Consider the following 15693-nt stretch of genomic DNA (forward strand, 5'->3'; position numbering starts at 1 on the left):
GCGGACTCGGCGGCCGGTTCAACCTTCCCATTTGAACATGGACAGGAAGGCCGGGGAGAACCCCTGTCCGCGATGAGAGAAACGGGCCCTGTTTCTTCTGCGGCTCCGAGCCGGCGCGTCGACGCCGGCAGGCGCCTGGAGGCTAAAGGGTATGGCCCGAAAGCCAGCGGAGCGCCTCTGTTTCGTCAGTGAAAAACCGTGTCGGAGTTGTCGACTGCCGGGCGAAACCGGCGATTACCGTGCCCATGGGATGGTCGCCAACGAGTGCAACAGTCGAGAACCCGCTGTAGGCATTCATCCCGGCCCGGGCTTCGGGGGCGAGGCCCGTGACGCCGGTGATGTCGACGAGGAGCGGCAGGGGCTGGTTGCTGCTAAGTCCGGCTAGCGCATTGGCAGCTTCGACGGCGATCTCGTAGGTGACGAAAGTCCGTGGAGCCCATCGCAGCTGCAGCGTGCCGTTATCCTTCGAAGCCGTAAACCATTCCTGGTGTTGCACAGTGTTGTTCCTTGCGGTGTTCTAAATCGTGACGGGTTATGAAGATCAGGGACAGGCTCCGGGCTCCCAGCAGGAAGTCCGGTGGCGAACCTGCGTCCACCACCGGACCTTTATCCTGTGCAGGGCTGCTTGCACTTATGCCGGCAGTCCTGATGCCTGTCGGTTATTATTCCTGCTGCAGGCTAGGCTGAGCGGCGCTTCATAAGAAGCAGCAGGCCAGCAATCAGAAGGACCAGGGCAAACGGGAGCAGTGAAGCGTCGGCACCCGTGTTGGCCAGGGCGCTGGAGCCCTGCGTCTGTGCATTGCCTGCTGAAGCAGCATTGACGGCGTTGCCGGCCGCGAGGCCTCCAGCGCTGATTGAACCAGCGCTGGTCTTAGCCTCAGAGTTGGTGGTGCCGGAGACCAGGGTAACGACGCTGATGCCGGCTCCCGGGGCAACTGTTGCGGTGCCGCCAGTGCCCGTTCCGGGAGCTACGCCAGTGCCCGTGCCGCCCGTGCCCGGGTCCACAGTTCCGGTGCCGCCAGTTCCGCCGCCGGGAACTTCTGTCCCGTTGCCGGAACCACCAATACCAACTCCCAGATCAACGTCCACATTCACGTCTCCGGTGTTCCCCGGGACAGTGGTGCCGGTGCCGTTGCTGCCGCCCAGGCCGAGGCCGAGGTTGATGTCAGCGAGGACGTCGGTGTTGGGGACGGTGGTGCCGTTGGTGCCGCCGAGTCCGAGGTCGAGGTTGATGTCAGCGAGGACGTCGGTGTTGGGGACGGTGGTGCCGGTGCCGTTGGTGCCGCCGAGTCCGAGGTCGAGGTCGATGTCTGCCAGGACGTCGGTGTTGGGGATGGTGGTGCCGGTGCCGTTGGTGCCGCCCAGGCCGAGGTTAACGTCGGCAAGAACGGCTGCGTCAACGAGGCTGCCGGTGTTGCCTGTGCCCGTGACATCGCCTAAATTGACCGCTGCGTCTACGTCTGCGACGGCGGTGGCATCGGGGAGCGCAGTGCCGGTGCCGTTGGTGCCGCCGAGGTTGAGGTCGACATCGGCGAGTACGGCAGCGTCGGCGAGGGTCCCATTGGTGCCCGTCACGTTTCCAAGACCGAGGTTAACGTCGGCAAGAACGGCTGCGTCGAGGCTGCCGGTGTTGCCTGTGCCCGTGACATCGCCGAGATTGACCGCTGCGTCTGCGAGGACTGTGCCATCGGGGAGCGCAGTGCCGGTGCCGTTGGTGCCGCCGAGGTTGAGGTCGACATCGGCGAGTACGCCAGCGTCTGTGTGGGTCCCATTGGTTCCCGTCAGACTTCCGAGGTTGACGTCGGCAAGAACGGCTGCGTCAACGAGGCTGCCGGCGTTTCCGGTATTTGTCACGCTGCCGAGATTGAGGGCGACGTCGGCGGCTACCGCTGCATCAGCAATGCTGCCGTTGGTGGCGCCAGTTTCGGTGATGCCGCCCAGGCCCAAGTTCACGTCCGCGGCAACTGCGAGGCCGGCCTGAGGGGTTTCGGGTGCGGTGGTGGCGTCTGCAGCGTTGGCTGCGGTGCAGCTCAGGGCAAGCAGCCCGCCGGCAAAGAGGGTGCCGATCAGCCCCCTGCGAAGGTTGGTACTCATGATTCGTTTCTCCTGAAGTAGTTGAGGTCGGGCGCTGGATCAGCAACCCGTTAGCCGTGTTCTGCCACACGTGCGGCAGTGGGCACTCAACTAATCAGGAGAGGAACCGGGGTCGAAAAACACCGGTGAAGGAGCGTGCTTGGCGTATTCGCCCAGCAGGCTGTTGCCCGCCAGGGGGAGCTGAAGAATGAAGGCGTCCAGCCAGGCTGCCGGACCGGAACCTGTTCCCGATGCCGTGCTGCTGCCGCCGCCTGAGGCAGGGGGAGCAGGAGCATGGGCAGGGTAAGGCGACCCGCCGGAGGGAACCGTCTGCACGCCCACCACTGCTATCGGGTTTACGCCGGAAGTGGGATAGGACGCGAAGTATGCAGGTTCGGACGTCGCCGGAGCGGCGGTGTATTCCGGGTCTTCGGCGGTCACAGGACCAGCGGAGCTTGGGATCGATTCTGGTACCGCAGTGCCGTCACTGATGCCAGTATTTTCGGCAGTCGGTTCCGCATCCGGTGCGGCCGGAAGTTGCGGGAGCTCCGGGAGGTCGCCAGGCAGGGGTGAGATACCGCCAACCAGATCGGTAATGGGTTGAACCACAGGTTCCGGAACGGGAACAGCTTCGGTCAGCGGTGATACCACCGCGCCAATGGCCCCGGCTGCCACGTTATCGGCGACAGCCGTTACAGGTGCCGTAACGGCAGAGACAGTATTTGCCGGCACAACATGGTTGACCACGGGTACCGAAGTAATGAGGCTGTCGACGGCGCCGGCCACTGGTGCCGCTGCGGGCTGCAGCAGTCCGTTCGGAACGGATGCGGGCGTACGGCCCGTTTCGACGCTTGGCGACAGGGCGGGCAGCACTTCGCCAACGGATGCCACCGAGGATGTGACACTGCCAAGCAGCGACGAAGGCTCAGGAAGCGTGTCAGCGCTGGCAGCAGTGGACGACACTGTGAGCCACGTGAGGGCGGCTGCCCCTGCCAAGAGGGTCGGCCGAAGGGTACGCCACAGAGAACTGGTTCCAGTCACGTGCACCACCCCCCGGTAATGTCTGCTTCAGACGACCGTCCCAGAATATGACGACGGCACAAAGAAAGTCTACTTATTGTCTCGCCAATGTAAAGTACGAAGCACCTTTTTACGGAATTGTCATATTTTGCTGACACTCGTTGGGGGAGTTGGCCGGAAATATCCTTTCCGATGACGAAAATAGCCTGATGCGACTGAACGGGAAGCGGTACTTGTGCTTGCCCCGTCGTCACCTCATCCCAGGTGTACCTCGCAGGGCAGGGCGGCTTCTATGCCGCTGAGCTCGTGGCGTGACGCCATCCGTACTTGTCAGCAGGGTTAGCCCCCAACATCCTCACTCTTGTGGAGGAGTCAGCGGCTGCACATCAGAGTGAGGCCCAGGTGCGCCACCTCGATCGGGATCAATTGTTTGTCCTTCGGGATGTGCCGGATTCTTTCGCCCACCAGGTGCGCGCCGGAGTTTCCTACGACGACGCGGTTGCTTCCGTTGAGGAGGGCAGCATCTCCCGGGATGGCCCGGAGCGCAGGCATGAATATCTCTTCGAGCTTGCGGATCCTGATGTCGCAGCCCGCCACTCCCGCGAATTCTCCACCCACCTGGATCGGCGCTGTGTAGGTGAGGATGTATTCGTCCACGCCCAGATAGTCGACGTAGGGGCCCCACATTGACCGTTCCCCTGTGCGGCTTGCCGAAGTGAAAAATGGCATGTTCTGGTAATCGTAAAAGCGCTCCCCGCCAGGGGTGAGGTCGAATTCAAGTTTCTCGATTCCTTCACCCCGCCTGATCCACCACTCGAGAACGCCGTCCCGGTTTTCGATGGCGTCTGACGAGAAGATGATCCCGGCTCCCACAACGAAACTATGGGTTGCAAGGAAATCCTTGCTCATGTTCTCCAGCTGCCCAACGTCCCGGGGCGTAACGGTGAAAGGGAAAGGGCTTTGGCGATTTGTCCACAAAGCGGCAGTTTGAAAGGCGAACTTGTCGACGTCGAGGCCGAGTGTGTCCGTCCAGGCGGCTATCTCCTGTGCGGCCTTGATCGCAGGGGTAGTGGTTGTCATGGGCGCTCCTGCTGATACGTCGGGTATCCGAGGGACAATTTCGCGTCCACCAAGTGGTGTACGTCATGCCGGATGTGTTTCAGCACCAGTTGTTGAGCGTCCTCAGGTGCGTCGTTTGCGATGGCACGTGCCAAGGCCAGGTGCTCGGCGGCAACCTGTTCGGGATCGCGGGTCAAGGATACCGGTGCCCACAGTGCTTGGACTGTCTCGGCCTGCAGCCTGATCTCTGCATTTGTGAGCCTGGGGGACTGCGCCAAGACCGCCAATTCGATATGAAATCTGCTGTCGGCGCGCGCCTGCAGTTCAGGCTTGTCAGTCATGACAACGCCGCGCGCAAGGTCTGTAAGTCTGTTGATCTCGTGGGGTTCGGCCCGTTCGCAGGCCAGCCTTACAGTTGCGGCGGCGATGGCAGCATGCTCGTCGCCCGCGTCCCGAATTTCGGCAATAGATGTGTCCTGGAACCACTTTTTTATGACATCAGCGGACGTGAAGGGCTGCTTCACAACGAATGTGCCGCCGTTGCGGCCCCGCCGGGTTGCAACAATTCCCTGATCCCGAAGGTCGGACAATGCCTCCCGGAGGGTAGACGGCGCAACGCCAAACATTTCCGACAGTGCCGTCTCGGGGGGAAGCCGCTCGCCGACCTTCAGCAGTCCAAGGGCAATTGCCTTGGAGATCCGGTTGACGATGGCTTCGGAGCGCTCTGTTTCCGGCAATGCCCGGTACACCTGGGCTTGGAAAGCGGTGGTAGATGCCAAGAACGACTCCATGGGGAATAGGGACAGCAGTAACTCTAGTCCGGCACTGACGGACTTCCCCGCCCAGCCGATGCGGCGCCGATCAGCCGGCCCCGCTCAAAGGTCCCGCATGCTTCCTTCTTCCCGCTGACACCTTCGGGCGCTGCTGGTTATGAAGTGTACTGCAGACGGATTAAAAGCGTGGAAACCATAGTTTATCGGGCCGGATTAGGCCGTGAGAGCCCCGAAGATCGCGATTTTCACGGCGTCCACGGTGAGGGTTGCGCGAATAAAGATATGAAACTATGGTTTTTACGACGTGGTCCCGCTCACAGGCAGCGATGTGACCGATTAGAAGGAGTCCAATGCGTGTAGAAGCACCTGAATCTGTTGGGGAAGCTGCGGTGGATGATGACGCTCAGCATCTCGCCAGCCTTGGTTACTCGTACGAGAGGCAATTCAAGCGGGAGATGACGTTTTGGGGAAACGTCTCGCTGGGATTCACGTACTTGTCTCCGGTAGTGGCGATCTATTCCCTGTTCGCAGCATCCCTGAGTGTGGCCGGGCCGCCGATGTTTTGGTCCCTGCTCATCGTCGGGGTCGGACAACTCCTGGTGGCAACAGTCTTCGGTGAAGTTGTGGCGGCGTACCCTGTGGCCGGCGGAGTCTATCCGTGGTCCAGGCGGCTCTGGGGCCGTAAATGGGGTTGGATGAACGGCTGGGTTTACCTGGTGGCGCTCCTGACAACTATCGCCAGTGTGGCGTATGGGGCAGGCCCGTTCCTGAGCACCCTGGCAGGCATGGACAGCAGCGTGGACGCCACGATCCTGTGCGGCTTGGTGGTCATAGCCCTTGCTACGGTGCTGAACCTCGGCGGCACCAAGGTGCTGAACGCCGTGGCCATGATCGGTCTTCTGGCAGAGCTCGGGGGTGCCCTGGTCGTTGGCATCTGGCTGCTTGCTACCGCCAGGCACCACGACCTCAGCGTCCTGTTCCAGACATTCGGTGCAGGAGAAGGCAGTAACTACTTCTTTGCTTTTGCGGCTGCCGGTCTCATAGGCATCTTCCAGTACTACGGCTTTGAGGCTTGCGGCGATGTGGCGGAGGAGGTCCCCAACCCGGGCCGCACCATCCCCAAAGCCATGCGGATGACTATCTACATTGGTGGTTTCGCTGCCATGTTCGTCTGCCTGTCCCTCATCCTCGCCGTTCCCGATTTCGCCGCCGTAATCTCAGGGACCGAGACGGACCCGGTCGGCAACATTCTCCTTTCGGCGTTCGGCCCCATCGGCTTCAAGGCAGTTCTCGCAGTCGTCCTGATCTCCTTCCTTTCCTGCGTGCTGAGCCTGCAGGCCGCAACCTCCCGCCTTGCCTACTCGATGGCCCGTGACGGAATCCTTCCGGCCAGCAAGCTCCTGAGCACGTTCAGCGAATCGCGCCATGTGCCCCCTTACGCACTGCTCCTGGCAGGGTTGGTGCCGGCACTCATCGTCATTGGATCCAAGGTCTCCAGCGACGCGCTGACAGTGATCATCTCCTTTGCTGCCATGGGCATGTACATGGGCTTCCAGATGGTTGTCCTTGCCTCGCTCCGGGCACGCATCCTGGGCTGGAAGCCGAACGGCGCCTTCCGCCTGGGCGTATGGGGCATTCCCGTAAATATCGCAGCTCTCGTGTGGGGCGTGCTCGGCATGGTCAACATGGCCTGGCCGCGGACACCGGAAGACGGATGGTTCGCCAACCATGTGGTCCTGATTTCCGCCGTCACGGTCGTCGTGGTTGGCCTGGTGTACATGGCATGGAAGAAACCGCACCTCAAGGGTGACGCCCCGGCAGCTGATGCAGTTCCCGCGCTTTCTGCCCGTCAGCCGGCGTGAAGGACGAAAGGTAACAAAATCCAATGTTGATCACCGGCATCAAGAGCCGACCCGTCTACGACGAGCTGGCGCCAATGGCGAGCGGCCTTAACCACCTCGCTGCCGCCCAGGGCAGCGGCGGAAAACCCCTAGTGCGCCTGCTTGGAGCGATGACCCCCGAGCAGTTGGCGGCCACCACCGTTCTGTATTCAACAGAGTCGTTTACCGGCCAGAACTATTTGATTGACCTCCAACAGTTCAAGGTGCGGGACCTGGCCGTGTTTTCCAGCAACGCGGAAGCCGTGCGCGGACTCGATGCGTCCCTCGCGATGGCAAAGATGGGCACCCGGCTGTACCTGGCCGGCTCTGAGGGGTTCATTGGTACGTCGATGCAGGTGGCTACCTCGTACGGCATGAACCGGGACGAAGTGCAGCGCGAGCATGCGGGCTCCTTTGTGAGGCGCGTGTGGTGCGCGCACTGTGGCCACTATTCCGAAAATGTCACCCACAGGGTCTTTGTATGCCCTGGCTGTGAACTAAATCTGATTGTGCGCGATCACTACTCCGGGAGGCTCGCAGCCTTCCAGGGAGTGAAAGCAGACAGCGAAGTACCCGGCGAAATGCCGGAAAATGAGGAGTTGGATACGTGAGCGAGTCCCAGCATGGAGCCCTGCGGCTCCGGGTTAAACGGATCGAAGCGGTGACCCCGGAAATCAACCGGTACACCTTCGGCGCAGCCGACGGCTCCTGGCTCCCTCCATTTTCGGGCGGCAGCCACCTTACCGTCTTGATTCCGGCCGACGGAGACACCAGGCGCAATGCGTACTCATTGATGAGTTCGCCGTACGACACCAGCGAGTACCAGATAGCTGTCCGCAGGGTGGATGACGGCAAGCGCGGCTCGCTGGCCATGCACACCAACGTGCGGGAAGGCGATGTCCTCCTCGCAGGTATTCCCGCGAATCTCTTCCCCGTCTCGAAACACGCACGGCACCATCTCTTCATCGCGGGCGGTGTGGGCGTAACGCCCGTTTTTGCCCAACTCGAAGAACTAAGCCTCAAGGGAAGCCCTTTCGAACTCCACCTGGCCGTCCGCGGCCCGGACCACGCCGCGCTTGGCCACGAACTTAAGGAACGCTACGGCGATCGGGTCACGCTCTACGGCCACGACGGCCAGTCCAGGCTCAACACCATGGACATCCTGGCAGGACGGCCGTTGGGTACGCACGCTTACGTCTGCGGGCCCACCCGGATGATCGACGACGTCGTCAGTTCCGCCCATGCCCTTGGCTGGTCGGACGCGAACATCCACTTCGAGAGGTTCGAGGACCTCGGTTCCACGGGAGACCCGTTCTCCGTGACATTGGCACGCTCGGGAGCCGTGATTGAGGTTTCTCCCGAGCAGTCGCTGCTGGAAGCGGTCGAGGAGGCAGGCCACAAGCTGCCCTACCTCTGCAGGGGAGGCGCCTGCGGGGAGTGCGAGACCGAGGTCCTGGAACTCGAGGGCACCATTGATCACCGTGACGACTGGTTGTCCGAATCAGACCGGGCAACATGCAAGCTCATCATGCCCTGCGTTTCGCGGGCCACCTGCACAAAACTCGTTATCAACGCTTAGGAAAGTGACATGACTGCCGTATCTGAACCAGCAGCCTTTAAGACGGATGAAACCTACACGCCGGAGGGCGAATACCAGTTCCGGAATTCACCCGAGGGTGTTCGCCGGCTGCCGTTCCCGTTCCCGGACGACGATTACATGTATTCAATGAACCTGGAACCGCACGTTCCGGCCGGAAACGGTGCCCTCAGAGCCGCATTCGATATTGATGAACACTATGTGTCGGAGTGCGCCCACCGCGCCCAAATGCTCAGCGATATGCCGGACGTACACTACCTTGCACTGCCGCACATGCTGGAAGCGCAGTGGGATCTGCTCGAGCTCATCTTTGAGTCTTACGCCAGGGATTTCCCGGAACACTTCACTCTCACTAAGAACGGAAACGAGTGGCGGTGGCAGAACCGGCTCCTCGGAATCGATGATTCGTTCACGTTCGGTGACCCGGCCACCTTGCCGATGGACCCCATGGAGTACGCCACCCGGCAAGCACAGGGCGAATTCGTCGTCCTCGAGGAAAAGGACAACACGCTCGTCATCGGCGCGGGCATGACCACCCAGCGTGCCGACTACTCCTTGAAGTTCAACCTCGGCATGAGCTTCTTTGAGTTCCACGGCCCGGTACCGAAGCTGCACGAGATGGGCATCCTGGACAGGGCCCTCAAGTTCCTGCTGCGCATGAAGGCCGGCCACCCTGTAAGGAGGGTCAACTGGTCGCTTACCGTCAACCCGCGCCTCGAGACGTCAGTGGAAACGCTCCCGGAATGGGCGCCGGACCGGACCACAGTCACCAGCGAAAACGCCGGCGAGAAGGTGTACCTGCGCATTGAACTGCAGCCGTTGCACCGTCTGCCCCGGTCAAACGCGATAGTGTTCCCCGTCCGTACTTACCTCGTCAGCCTCGCCGAACTGGTGGAGTTCGCTCCCGACTGGGCCAAGCGCATCCACCGGGCCCTCGCGTCGCTGGACTCCGAACTCGTGGATTACAAAGGCTTCCACCGCTACCACGGTGCAGCGGTCGAATGGCTTTCCCGCCACGACGACGGCGCACCCCTGGCCACCGGCTACCCCTGGGCCCCGGATGGAATACAGCCCGGCGATCGCTGACCGACACCGGTAAAAACCTCGACAAGAAAAGCCGATTAAAAGTGGAACCTGCAACACGTACTGCGTGGGCCCAAGTTGAACTTGGCACCGAAGTCTCACTCTCCAGCAACGGCCAACTCCTGCATCACGGGACGGTCGTGGCCAAAACCACGAGTGGTTCGGCGCTGTGGGTACTTTCGCCGACGCTGGAGCGCCGTATGTATCGCAGCAACACCGGGCATCACCTGACCGTGGAGAAAGCACCCACCGCGGGCAGCCGGTCCACCTATCAGCCCTAACCACATCAGACCCTGGACACCAGAAACCGTCAGAGAAGCAACACAAAAGGAGACATATGTCCCGGTACCGGGTGCAGAACCCTGCAACAGGTGAGGTCGTAGAGACCTTTGAAGCAGCTTCGGACGAACAGATACAGCAGGCAGTGGCCAGTGCTGACGACGCCTACGGCCAGTGGCGCGAAAAAAGCATCCAGGACCGGGCTGCCGTTGTCCGCCGCATCGCTGAGTTGTTCGAAGAGCGGAAGGAAGAGCTCGCCAGGATCATTGCCCAGGAGATGGGCAAACCCCTGTCAGAGGGCATCGAAGAGGTCGAGTTCGCCGCTTCGATCCTCGACTACTACGGCGTGCACGGCCCCGGCCTCGCTGTTGATCAGGAAATTCCCAGCACTGTTCCCGGCAAGGCGCTCATCGAGAACTGCCCCGTGGGAGTACTGCTCGGCGTCATGCCCTGGAACTTCCCGTATTACCAGGTGGCCCGCTTCGCTGCGCCCAATCTGGTCCTCGGCAACACCATCCTGCTCAAGCATGCAGACATTTGCCCCCGTTCGGCACTGGCGATCCAGCAGATCATGGAAGAAGCCGGTGTTCCCGACGGGGGCTACACCAACATCTTTGCCACACACGACCAGATCGCTGCGATCATTGCCGATCCGCGGGTGCAGGGCGTATCCCTCACGGGCTCCGAGCGTGCCGGCTCCATCATCGGGGAGCAGGCCGGCAGGCACCTGAAGAAGGCTGTGCTCGAACTCGGCGGAACCGACCCGATGATCGTGCTCGACTCCCATGACCTCGCATCGGTCGCTGCGGACGCCTGGAACTTCCGCGTCTACAACGGGGGCCAGGTGTGCAACGGCAACAAGCGGATGATCGTTATGGAAGATATCTATGACGAGTTCGTGGCCCAGCTCAAGAAACTCGCGGACGGGCTCGTACCGGGTGATCCCCTGAAGATGCCTGAGGGTGCCTATGGTCCGCTTTCCAGCAGGGCAGCCGCGGAGCAAGTGAACGCCCAGGTGCAGCGCGCTGTCGCCGAGGGCGCCACTCTTGAAGTCGGCGGTGTCCTCTCCGAGGGGGAAGGTGCTTACTTCTCACCCGCCGTCCTTACGGGTATCAGCCGCGATTCGGCTTCCTTCCGTGAAGAGATCTTCGGGCCTGTGGCGATCGTGTTCAAGGTATCAAGCGATGAAGAGGCTCTCGAACTTGCCAATGATTCCGACTTCGGCCTGGGCGGCTCAGTCTTCTCGACCGACAAGGCACGTGCCGCGAACATCGCGTCCCGACTGAATGTTGGAATGGCGCACGTCAACATCATCGCCGCGGAGGCAGCAGAGCTTCCCTTTGGTGGCGTGAAGCGCTCAGGTTTCGGCCGCGAGATGGGTCCGTTGGGCATGGGTGAATTCGTCAACAAGCGCCTGTACTTCGTCGCCGAGTAAGGGGATGACGCCCGTTACCAGTCCTGCCCGGTCACCGGTCCATCCCCCTCAACCCCGCATGCGCTGGTCCTCCCAGGCACCCCACCGGCCTCCGTTGGCAAAGCTCGCTGTAACCACCCTTACCAGCGTTGCCGCCCTCGCCTGCCTCGTGCTGCTGGGCAAGCTGTCGGGCCACCTCCTGCTCATCCCGCCGATGGCTGCGTCTATGGCGCTCGTGGCCGCAGCGCCCCATCTGCCACTCTCCCAGCCCAGGAGCGTGATCGGGGGCCAGGTTGTTTCCGCCTTGGTTGGTGTCGGCACGGGCTTGGTCAGCCACTCGTTCTGGGCCGCCGCAGTTGCGGGAAGTCTGGCTATTGGAGCCACCCTGTGGCTGAGAATGCCGCATTCACCGGCGGCTGCCACCGCAGTCATCGGTACCATGGCGACGACGGGCCAGGTCGCCTTTGTGGTGTGTTCCGGGATCGCGGCCTGCATCCTGGTCGGGTTCGGAATGGTCGGGTCCCGGCTCCGCGGAGCCACGTATCCGACCTATTGGTTCTGACAGGACAGTCCATCGTCGGAGTGACATACGCAGAGGTGCCGCTGCTGTCCTGGGAAGGAACAGCAGCGGCGCCGCGCGACGTAGGCCCTAGAACGTCCAGGGCATGGCGTCGTGGTTGAAGTCCCGGAATGATCCGAACTTCCCGGCGTTGAACGCCAGGCCCTCCCCGTCACGGTCACGGCAGGCCACAACCTGGCCGAAGAACACCTGGTGGTCGCCGACGTCGTACTGGTGGACCACCTTGCAGTCCGCCTGGGACAGCGCGCCACTGACCACTGACAGGCCAGCCTCTGTCCTGTCGAAGTCACCAGCTTCGAAACGCGCCCCGCCCCGCTGGGCGAACTGGCGTGCTACGGCTTCCTGTTTTGCGCCCAGGATGGAGATTGCGAATTTCCCGCTCGCCAGCACGGCATCACCGGTCCGGGTGTTGAAATTCAGCGAGATCATCAGGATGGGCGGGTCCAGGCTGATGGACGTCAGCGAGTTGATAGTCATGCCATAATGCTCGCCGTCGTGCTCGGTGGTCACGACGGCAACACCCGTGAGGAACCGGCCCATCGTCCGGCGCATGGCCAGCCCATCCGGCATTGCGAAAACAGCTGGAGTGCCCATGTCAGTTGGTTCCGTCCTGGTAATAGCGCACCTCGAACATCTTGGCACCACCTTCGGAAATCCACGGACCATGCTCCATACCCGGCGGACGGGTGGCCCAGTCACCGGCCTTGAAGGTCCGGCCGAGGCGCTGGTCCACGAAGGAACCTTCGAAGATGAAGACTTCTTCCCAGAAGTCGTGGGTCAGTGCACCGTTGGGGGACGTGTCGGTGCCCGGCTCGAACTTGAGGATCCGGGTGACGGAGTCATCCGAGTCATTGCGGGCCAGGATGGCCTCGGAGAGGCCTTCGATGTGGGGCACGCACGGCGTGAACTCCACCGAAGAGGTGGGCGTGAATTCGAATTCGGGCTTTGCCATTTCTAGTTCTCCTCCTGGCGTCCGTCAACGCCGTAGCCGGCCAGGAACTCGTCGAGTTCGGCGACCTGCGCCTCGTAGCCGTAGTTGCGGTAGGTGTAGACGCCCTTCACCACGAAGGGAGCGCCGGCGTAAAAGAGTTCGTACTGCTGGTGGCGGCCGGCGAACTCCGAGCCGATGATGTCCCAAGCCAGACGGAAGAGCTTGATGCGTTCCTCGCTCGTTACTCCGGGGGAGACGATGTAGCGCTCCACGTCGGGCGACGTCACCGGACTCTTCATGTCCACCACACTCGAAGGCAACTGCAGGACACCGCCGCCCACGAGGTCGCGGAGGATTGCGATCACGCGCGGGTACGTTTCGGATTGCAGGCCCATGACGCCGTAGAGGGCACGTTTGCCGGGGACAAGCATTCCGGCGGAGTCGGCCACAGCCGTGTATTCGGCAGCAATCAGCGAGGATTCCACAGAGGCGACCAGCGCGGCGAGTTCACCGAGCTTTTCCTGGACACCGGGGATCTTGTCCGTGCCGTTGACCTGGGTGATCTTGCGCGCCACGGCTGCGATGAACTGAAGCTTGGTGGTGAGGCGCGTCTGGGCCTGCCAGTTGCCCAGAGCGTGGGCTCCAGTGTCGAAGAACTGGCGGCGCAGGGTCTCCACGTTGCGGTCGATGAAGACGCGGTCCCAAGGAACCAGGACGTCTTCGAAAATGACCAAGGCATCAGGTTCGTCATAGTGGGTGGTAAGCGGATAGTCGAACTCGCTGGTGGCGGCCGGAGCGAACGGGCGGCGGCAGAGGAATTTAAGGCCCTCCGTCGCGGCGGGCAGGGCGAAGCTGATGGCGAAGTCAACGTCGTCCGGGCCGAGCGGCTTGATGCACGTGACGAACACTTCATCGGCTATGGCACCGCCGGTGGCCAGCATCTGCGAGCCGCGGACAATCAGGCCCTCCTCCGTTTCCTTCACCACGCCCACCTGCAGGAAGTCGCCCTCCCAGCCGGACGCCGTCGTCGCACGCGAAACCTGCGGTGGAATGATCGCGTAGGACACGTAGAGGTTCTCGGCGAGGATTCGCTCATGGAACCGGCGGATGTTGCCGGCGAAGTCACGTTCCGGGTGCTCAAAGACTTCCGGATGGGCGCCGAAGGCAGCAAAGAAGGTGCCCACATGGTCGGGGCTGCGTCCCACCCAGCCGTGAGTGTGCTTGGCCCAGCGTTCAACAGCCTGGCGGCGCAACTTGAGCTCCTCTGCGTTGCGGGGGATGCTGAAGACGCGGTTGGCGGTGCCGTTGATTTCTTCGCTGTGGTACTGCATGCCGTTGGCGGGGTCTGCGGCGATGTCGTACAGCTCGGCGATGGTGCGGATGACGTTGCGGAACGCCGGGTGCTCGGCCACGTTGTCCACGGCCTCACCGTCAATCAGTACGGTGCGCCCGTCATTAAGCGTCTTGATGTAGTGGTCTCCGGTCCTCATGACTGGTGTCCTTTCGTGATGGTGTACGTGTGGTTGATGGTGGTGCCGTCCGGGAAGGCGAGCTCCAGCCGCCATTCACGGCCGTAGACAAAGTCGCCGCCAATGACGGGCAGGGTGCCGCCGAGGCAAACGAAGTCGCCGCCCCTGATCCCGGTCCGCTCCAGGAGCAGTTCGACGACGTTGGCCGGCGTACGCAGGCCGTCCAGGGTTCCGTCCTGGTAGAGGCGGCCGTCCACCCAGCTCCGCGCCCGGCACTCATCCAGCGAGAGCTGCTGCAGGCTGCCGACGGGAATGACGGTTCCTGCCACGGGTTTGGGGCAGGCGCGTTTGGACTCGCCAATGTCGAACGTTTCGATATGCCGGTCCGTGTGGTCCGAGGCGATGCCGAGGTAGTAGCGCCCGCTGTGCCGGATGTAAAGGGGTTCGATCTCGCCGGACGTTTTGTCGCCGGTGACAGCCAGCTCAGCCGCAGGGCTGACCGTGGTCCTCTCCACCGGGTAGAACATCGGGACCTCGGGCGGTGGGGCAACGCCGATAGAGGCGAGTTCGTCGATGTGGTGCTGGACGGCTGCCGCATCACGGCCGGTGTATCCGGCGACGACGGCGTGGAACCCTGTGAGTTCGATCGTCCCACCGGTGCCGGCGACGTTGAACGTCAGCGTTTCCGTGCTGGTCTTCATGAGTCTTCTTTCCGGGTTAGCGGGCAAGGCCCGCGTAGTCCGCGAGCCGGTCGGCGATGACCGGGAATTCGCTGCGGGTGGCCTGGACAAGGCCGGGGTCGATGCTGGTGCGGAGGACTTCTTCGCCGGTTCCGGCTTCTGCCACAAGCCGCCCCAGAGGGTCCACGACGCGGCTGGTGCCGCCAAGTTCCACACCTTCCTGGGTGCCGGCGGAGTTGCAGGCCAGGACAAAGAGCTGGTGTTCGACGGCGCGTGCTGACGTCAGGAGTTTCCAGTGCTCCCGGCGGGCCGCCGGCCAAGCGGCGGGTACGACGACGATTTCGGCACCTCGGACGCTGAGCTCGGACCACAGTCCCGGGAAACGCAGGTCGTAGCAGGTGGTTCCGGCGATCTGCCCGAAGGGAGTTGCCGCCACAGGCAGCGAGGTTCCCGGCGCCAGCAGGTCGGCTTCGAGGGACTTGTAGCCGAAGACGTGGAGCTTGGAGTAACGGTGGGCGAGGTTGCCCTGCGGGTCAACCAGGACGGAGGTGTTCCGGTATGCGGGAGATGTCCCGCGAGATGTGCCGCCGATCCGTTCCACGATGCTTCCCACATGGACGTAGGCGCCGAGGTCCTTGGCAACGGCTGCGCACATCGCCACCGTTGGCCCGTCCACGGTTTCGGACAGTTCCGGGTACTGCCCGAAGTGGAAGTACCCGGCGCTCCAGAGTTCCGGGAGGACGATAAGGTCCGCTCCGCGCTGTTCGCGAAGCAGCGCGTCTGCGCGATCAATGCGCTGGTCCTGGGTTTCGTTGTCCGGGCTGGACAGCTGGACGAGTGCAATGTCCATGGGTG

17 protein-coding genes are annotated in these 15693 nt (G+C 62.4%); 7 read left to right on the top strand and 10 right to left on the bottom strand.

Translation table 11 applies throughout. The annotated features are described in order from the left end of the window. Nucleotides 1-142 precede the first annotated feature (142 nt). From AC5RT4_RS05385 to AC5RT4_RS05405, 5 genes are all read right to left on the bottom strand, one after another. Nucleotides 143-496, bottom strand: coding sequence for a SpoIIAA family protein (locus AC5RT4_RS05385; RefSeq protein ID WP_494105073.1), 354 nt, complete (start codon nt 494-496; stop codon nt 143-145). Between the two features lie 182 nt (nt 497-678). Beyond that, entirely contained in the window at nt 679-2094 is a 1416-nt protein-coding gene (locus AC5RT4_RS05390) for a hypothetical protein (protein WP_494042136.1), read from the bottom strand. 90 nt (nt 2095-2184) lie between these two features. Beyond that, nucleotides 2185-3114: a hypothetical protein gene (locus tag AC5RT4_RS05395; protein ID WP_494105074.1), complete on the bottom strand. Its 930-nt coding sequence runs from the start codon at nt 3112-3114 to the stop codon at nt 2185-2187. Nucleotides 3115-3465: 351 nt separating this feature from the next. Then, nucleotides 3466-4173, bottom strand: a complete 708-nt coding sequence (locus AC5RT4_RS05400) for a cache domain-containing protein (RefSeq protein WP_494042138.1) — start codon at nt 4171-4173, stop codon at nt 3466-3468. Then, nucleotides 4170-4931: a FadR/GntR family transcriptional regulator gene (locus AC5RT4_RS05405; protein ID WP_494105075.1), complete on the bottom strand. Its 762-nt coding sequence runs from the start codon at nt 4929-4931 to the stop codon at nt 4170-4172. The genes AC5RT4_RS05400 and AC5RT4_RS05405 overlap by 4 nt, the downstream gene beginning before the upstream one ends. A 344-nt stretch (nt 4932-5275) precedes the next feature. Here AC5RT4_RS05405 and AC5RT4_RS05410 point away from each other — a divergent pair, with 344 nt between their 5' ends. Genes AC5RT4_RS05410 through AC5RT4_RS05440 form a run of 7 tightly spaced genes read left to right on the top strand, consistent with a single transcriptional unit; the run spans nt 5276 to nt 11740 of the window. Beyond that, on the top strand, nt 5276-6787 hold the full coding sequence (locus tag AC5RT4_RS05410; RefSeq protein WP_494105076.1) for an APC family permease: 1512 nt from the start codon (nt 5276-5278) through the stop codon (nt 6785-6787). 23 nt (nt 6788-6810) lie between these two features. Further along, nucleotides 6811-7416 carry a dimethylamine monooxygenase subunit DmmA family protein gene (locus AC5RT4_RS05415; protein WP_494042141.1) on the top strand — a complete coding sequence of 202 codons (606 nt, stop codon included), beginning with the start codon at nt 6811-6813 and terminating at the stop codon, nt 7414-7416. Beyond that, on the top strand, nt 7413-8384 hold the full coding sequence (locus tag AC5RT4_RS05420) for a PDR/VanB family oxidoreductase (protein WP_494042142.1): 972 nt from the start codon (nt 7413-7415) through the stop codon (nt 8382-8384). The genes AC5RT4_RS05415 and AC5RT4_RS05420 overlap by 4 nt, the downstream gene beginning before the upstream one ends. Before the next feature lie 9 nt (nt 8385-8393). Continuing rightward, nucleotides 8394-9488: a heme-dependent oxidative N-demethylase family protein gene (locus tag AC5RT4_RS05425; protein WP_494042143.1), complete on the top strand. Its 1095-nt coding sequence runs from the start codon at nt 8394-8396 to the stop codon at nt 9486-9488. 41 nt (nt 9489-9529) lie between these two features. Then, nucleotides 9530-9766: a hypothetical protein gene (locus AC5RT4_RS05430; protein ID WP_494042144.1), complete on the top strand. Its 237-nt coding sequence runs from the start codon at nt 9530-9532 to the stop codon at nt 9764-9766. Between the two features lie 56 nt (nt 9767-9822). Further along, entirely contained in the window at nt 9823-11199 is a 1377-nt protein-coding gene (locus AC5RT4_RS05435; protein ID WP_494105077.1) for an NAD-dependent succinate-semialdehyde dehydrogenase, read from the top strand. 4 nt (nt 11200-11203) lie between these two features. Beyond that, nucleotides 11204-11740: an HPP family protein gene (locus AC5RT4_RS05440; RefSeq protein ID WP_494105078.1), complete on the top strand. Its 537-nt coding sequence runs from the start codon at nt 11204-11206 to the stop codon at nt 11738-11740. Nucleotides 11741-11827: 87 nt separating this feature from the next. Here the strand turns inward: AC5RT4_RS05440 and AC5RT4_RS05445 are convergent, their stop codons facing one another. The 5 genes from AC5RT4_RS05445 to AC5RT4_RS05465 are packed head-to-tail and all read right to left on the bottom strand — an operon-like array spanning nt 11828 to nt 15688. Continuing rightward, nucleotides 11828-12352: a flavin reductase family protein gene (locus AC5RT4_RS05445; protein WP_494105079.1), complete on the bottom strand. Its 525-nt coding sequence runs from the start codon at nt 12350-12352 to the stop codon at nt 11828-11830. A 1-nt stretch (nt 12353) separates the two neighbouring features. Beyond that, on the bottom strand, nt 12354-12710 hold the full coding sequence (locus AC5RT4_RS05450) for a cupin domain-containing protein (protein WP_494105080.1): 357 nt from the start codon (nt 12708-12710) through the stop codon (nt 12354-12356). 2 nt (nt 12711-12712) lie between these two features. Next, a complete protein-coding gene (locus AC5RT4_RS05455) occupies nt 12713-14179 on the bottom strand; it encodes a 4-hydroxyphenylacetate 3-hydroxylase family protein (protein WP_494105081.1) in 1467 nt (488 codons plus the stop codon). Continuing rightward, the gene (locus tag AC5RT4_RS05460; RefSeq protein ID WP_494105082.1) at nt 14176-14859 is read right to left on the bottom strand and encodes a DUF2848 family protein; all 684 of its coding nucleotides are present in this window, start codon (nt 14857-14859) and stop codon (nt 14176-14178) included. Before AC5RT4_RS05460 ends, AC5RT4_RS05455 begins: the two co-directional genes overlap by 4 nt. Before the next feature lie 16 nt (nt 14860-14875). Next, the gene (locus AC5RT4_RS05465) at nt 14876-15688 is read right to left on the bottom strand and encodes a carbon-nitrogen family hydrolase (RefSeq protein ID WP_494105083.1); all 813 of its coding nucleotides are present in this window, start codon (nt 15686-15688) and stop codon (nt 14876-14878) included. Between the last annotated feature and the right edge of the window lie 5 nt (nt 15689-15693).

The sequence above is a fragment of the Arthrobacter sp. sptzw42 genome (assembly GCF_059089685.1).